Origin of the sequence: Pseudomonas sp. HMWF021 (assembly GCF_003061005.1) — a bacterium.
Classification (GTDB): Bacteria; Pseudomonadota; Gammaproteobacteria; order Pseudomonadales; family Pseudomonadaceae; genus Aquipseudomonas.
In genome coordinates this window covers 6,447-10,364 of sequence record NZ_QAIK01000063.1, presented here as the reverse complement: position 1 = coordinate 10,364, position 3,918 = coordinate 6,447, and the positions used below count along the sequence as shown (strand labels likewise).

Sequence of the window (3,918 nt, the reverse complement as noted above, 5' to 3'; positions counted from 1 at the left end):
CATTGTACGAGCCGGGTTCGATGTTGTCTGCCCGGATGCCATCGCTGGCAAGCCAGCTCCCACAAGGAATGTTTTGTACGCGGAATTTATGTTCGAAGAAGATATGTGGGAGCTGGCTTGCCAGCGATCCGCCACAGGCGGCCCTTCACATCAGGCACAGGGGGGGGCCTCCTGCCATAAAAAAACGCTGCGGGCTGAAATGGCCGGCAGCGCTTTTTATTCCTGCAATCCGCTTAAACGGTATGCAGATACCAGTTGTACTCAAGGTCGGAGATGGAGTGTTCGAACTCCTCCAGCTCGCTTTCCTTGCAGGCGACGAAGATATCGATGTATTTCGGATCGATGTACTTGGCCATCACCTCGCTGTCGTCCAGCTCGCGCAGGGCATCGCGCAAGTTGTTCGGCAGGCTTTGTTCGTTCTGTTCGTAGCTGTTGCCTTCGACCGGAGCGCCCGGTTCGATCTTGTTCACCAGACCGTGATGCACGCCGGCCAGGACCGAAGCCATCAGCAAGTACGGGTTGGCGTCGGCGCCGGCCACGCGGTGTTCGATACGCACGGCATCGGCAGAGCCGGTCGGTACGCGAATCGCCACGGTGCGGTTGTCCAGGCCCCAGCACGGCGAGTTCGGTACATAGAACTGCGCGCCGAAGCGACGGTACGAGTTGACGTTCGGGCAGAGGAAAGCCATCTGCGCCGGCAGGGTCTCGAGCACACCGCCGATCGCGTGACGCAGCGCGGCGTTCTGCTCGGGATCCTCGCTTGCAAAGATGTTCTTGCCATCTTTGTCGAGCACCGAGATGTGGACATGCAGACCGTTACCTGCCTGGCCCGGGTAAGGCTTGGCCATGAAGGTGGTGTCCATTTCATGGTCGTAGGCGATGTTCTTGATCAGACGCTTGAGCAGTACCGCGTAGTCGCAGGCCTTGATCGGGTCGGCGACGTGGTGCAGGTTCACTTCGAACTGCGCCGGGGCACTTTCCTTGACGATGGCGTCGGCGGGGATGCCTTGCTCTTTGGCACCTTCCAGAATGTCCTGGAGGCAGTCGACGTATTCGTCGAGGTCGTCGATCAGGTAGACCTGAGTCGAGTGCGGACGTTTGCCGGAGATCGGCGAGCGTGGCGGCTGTGGACGGCCGTTCACGTTTTCCTGGTCGATCAGGTAGAACTCCAGCTCGAAGGCTGCGCAGATGGTCAAGCCGAGCTCGTCAAACTTTGCAACAACTTGACGGAGCACTTCGCGCGGATCGGCGAAGAACGGGTCGCCTTCGAGTTCGTGCATGGTCATCAGCAGTTGCGCGGTGGGGCGCTTCTGCCATGGCTCGTTGCACAGGGTGTCGGGGATTGGATAGCAGATCCGGTCGGCGTCGCCGATGTCCAGACCCAGGCCGGTGCTTTCCACCGTAGAGCCATTGATATCCAGAGCAAATAGGGAGGCCGGCAGGTTGATGCCTTTCTCGTAAACCTTGTGGAGGCTGGTGCGTTCGATGCGCTTGCCGCGCACCACACCATTCATATCCGCAATCAGAAGGTCGACGTACAGAACCTCAGGATGTTCCTTAAGGAACGCGTTCGCTTCGTTAAGCTGAACGGCACGCGGGGGTACCGACATGATGCAACACCTTTGTTGTTAAAAATATCAATCATTGATCTTTTCTGGTTTCAGTCAACCCGAACGGCATGCCGAAGTCAAGCGAGGCCTTTTTTGCCCTAAAAAAGCGCTGCAAGGGCATTTATGGGGCACTTTGGGGCGGTTTTTTGTCCTTGGGACGCTTGGCACCCGCGGGCTTGAGCAGGCCGTGTTGTATTTTTTACGGGGGTGTTGTGTAAAAAAATGAACAAGGCTAAGCTCCGATCAAACCCATAACAGCAATAATACCGGGGTGCTTCATGTCTCGCCTGCCGTTAATCGGCATCACCGACTGCTCGCAACAGTCCGGTCTGCATGCTCAACACATCAGTGGCGACAAATCCGTCCGTAGCGCAGCCAGCAAGGCTCGCGGCCTGTCGACGATGCTCCAGGCGGCAGCAGCCAGAACGGCAGCGTCCGTTATTCTGGACGTACGACAAAGCATTCTGTTTATGGCGTCCCCTTCCAATATAGATCCCTTTGAGTCCCAAAACCTGTGCCGCTTCTCCAGCCGTGCTCGTGATTCTGCACGTATTGAATGTGCACAGGAAATGCAACGCCAGCGTAAAGGGCAGGTAAGCTCCTCTTTCATTGTCTATGCGCGGTGCCAGGCGTAAGCCGGCACTGCGCGCAAGCAAGCCCCCTTTAACGCGACGCCACGGCGTCAAACTTTGCCTGACACGATGTCAGGAGACTCAGCCCAGAGGCATTTATGAGTAACAACCTCGACCAGCTCACCGATTGGTTGAAAGACCACAAGATCACAGAAGTCGAATGCATGATCGGCGACTTGACCGGTATCACCCGGGGCAAGATCTCGCCGACCAACAAGTTCATTGCCGAGAAGGGCATGCGCCTGCCGGAAAGCGTTCTGTTGCAGACCGTGACCGGCGACTACGTCGAAGACGACATCTATTACGAACTGCTCGATCCGGCCGACATCGACATGATCTGCCGCCCCGACCAGAACGCCGTGTACCTGGTGCCATGGGCCATCGAGCCGACCGCCCAGGTGATCCACGACACCTACGACAAGCAAGGCAACCCAATCGAGCTGTCGCCGCGCAACGTCCTCAAGAAAGTCCTGAAGCTCTATGCCGACAAGGGCTGGCAGCCGATCGTGGCGCCGGAAATGGAGTTCTACCTGACCAAGCGCAGTGACGACCCCGACTATCCGCTGCAGCCGCCGATTGGTCGTTCGGGCCGTCCGGAAATCGGGCGTCAGTCGTTCTCCATCGAAGCGGCGAACGAATTCGACCCGCTGTTCGAAGACGTCTACGACTGGTGCGAACTGCAGGAGCTGGACCTCGACACGCTGATCCACGAAGACGGCACGGCGCAGATGGAAATCAACTTCCGTCACGGTGACGCGCTGTCGCTGGCCGACCAGATTCTGGTGTTCAAACGCACCATGCGCGAAGCCGCGCTCAAGCACGATGTGGCCGCCACCTTCATGGCCAAGCCGATGACCGGCGAGCCGGGCAGTGCGATGCACCTGCACCAGAGCATCATCGACATCGAGACCGGCAAGAACGTGTTCTCCAATGAAGACGGGACCATGAGCCAGCTGTTCCTGCACCACATCGGTGGCCTGCAGAAACTGATCCCTGAGCTGTTGCCGCTGTTCGCGCCGAACGTCAACTCGTTCCGCCGCTTCCTGCCGGACACCTCGGCGCCGGTGAACGTGGAGTGGGGCGAAGAGAACCGCACCGTGGGCCTGCGCGTACCGGATGCCGGCCCGCAGAACCGCCGCGTGGAAAACCGTCTGCCGGGTGCCGACGCCAACCCGTACCTGGCGATTGCCGCGAGCCTGCTCTGCGGTTACATCGGCATGGTCGAGGGCCTCAACCCGAGCGCGCCGGTGGTCGGTCGTGGCTATGAACGCCGCAACCTGCGCCTGCCGCTGACCATCGAGGATGCGCTGGAGCGTATGGAGAACAGCGCAACCATCGAGAAATACCTGGGCAAGACCTTCATCACCGGCTACGTCGCGGTCAAGCGGGCCGAGCATGAAAACTTCAAGCGCGTGATCAGTTCCTGGGAGCGTGAGTACCTGCTCTTCGCCGTCTGATACGCCGGGCGCGGCTGGCAGCAGCCGCGCCTTCACCGATAACAAGGAGAATTGGCATGACCAGCAACAACCCGCAAACCCGTGAGTGGCAAGCCCTGAGCAGCGATCACCACCTGGCCCCGTTCAGCGACTTCAAGCAGCTGAAAGAGAAGGGTCCACGGATCATCACCAACGCCAAGGGCGTGTACCTGTGGGACAGCGAGGGCAACAAGATCCTCG

3 protein-coding genes and 1 pseudogene are annotated in these 3,918 nt (G+C 59.1%); 3 read left to right on the top strand and 1 reads right to left on the bottom strand.

Features of this window, described 5'->3' with window-relative positions; genetic code table 11:
• Window positions 1–233: 233 nt before the first annotated feature.
• The gene (locus DBR18_RS09165; RefSeq protein WP_003229254.1) at window positions 234–1,610 is read right to left on the bottom strand and encodes a glutamine synthetase family protein; all 1,377 of its coding nucleotides are present in this window, start codon (window positions 1,608–1,610) and stop codon (window positions 234–236) included.
• 278 nt (window positions 1,611–1,888) lie between these two features.
• On the opposite strand from DBR18_RS09165, the gene DBR18_RS28090 reads away from it, so the two are divergent.
• The 3 genes and pseudogenes from DBR18_RS28090 to DBR18_RS28955 form a co-directional block, all read left to right on the top strand.
• Window positions 1,889–2,245 carry a gamma-glutamyl-gamma-aminobutyrate hydrolase family protein gene (locus tag DBR18_RS28090; RefSeq protein ID WP_146188749.1) on the top strand — a complete coding sequence of 119 codons (357 nt, stop codon included), beginning with the start codon at window positions 1,889–1,891 and terminating at the stop codon, window positions 2,243–2,245.
• A gap of 95 nt (window positions 2,246–2,340) precedes the next feature.
• Entirely contained in the window at window positions 2,341–3,699 is a 1,359-nt protein-coding gene (locus DBR18_RS09160) for a glutamine synthetase family protein (RefSeq protein WP_007967993.1), read from the top strand.
• A 56-nt stretch (window positions 3,700–3,755) separates the two neighbouring features.
• Window positions 3,756–3,918 (top strand): annotated as a pseudogene (locus DBR18_RS28955) (aspartate aminotransferase family protein); the annotation flags it as partial.